Annotated in this window: 1 pseudogene; it reads left to right on the top strand. The window is 77.0% G+C overall.

The features are described from left to right. A pseudogene (locus ACYVE7_RS35525) lies at positions 1–539 on the top strand (hypothetical protein); the annotation flags it as partial.

The raw sequence follows: 539 nt of genomic DNA, 5'->3' as shown, positions 1-539 counted from the left end.
CGACCACCCCCGAGCCGACCGCGCCGGGCACGACCGCGCACGAGCCGAACGCGCCGGGCACGACCGCGCCCGAGCCGAACGCGGCTGCCACGGCTGCGCCTGCCATGACCGCGCCAGGTATGGGTGGGGGTGAGGGGTTGGTGGTGTTGACGGCGGAGGTGGGGCCTGAGGAGAGGTATCGGCGGTGGTTGCGGGTGCTGCGGGGGGAGGCGCGGGTGGTCGTGGGGACGAGGGCGGCGATGTTCGCGCCGGTCCGGGAGCTGGGCCTGGTCGTGCTCTGGGACGACGGGGACGACGTGCACGGCGATCCGCACGCGCCCTATCCGCACGCCCGGGAGGTGCTGGCGTTGCGGGCGCACCGGGCGGGGGCCGGGGCGCTGATCGGCGGGTTCAGCCGGACGACGGAGAGCACCCAGCTCGTCGCCGGGGGATGGGCGCACGGGCTGCACGGGGCGCGCGAGACGGTACGCCGGTCCATGCCGCGGGTGCAGCTCGCGGGGGAGGACTGGGAGCAGAGCCGCGACCAGGCGGCGCGGGCG

Source organism: Actinocorallia lasiicapitis, assembly GCF_054778695.1.
Note: the sequence above shows the minus strand (reverse complement) of the source record. Positions and strands in the feature narration are given on the sequence as shown.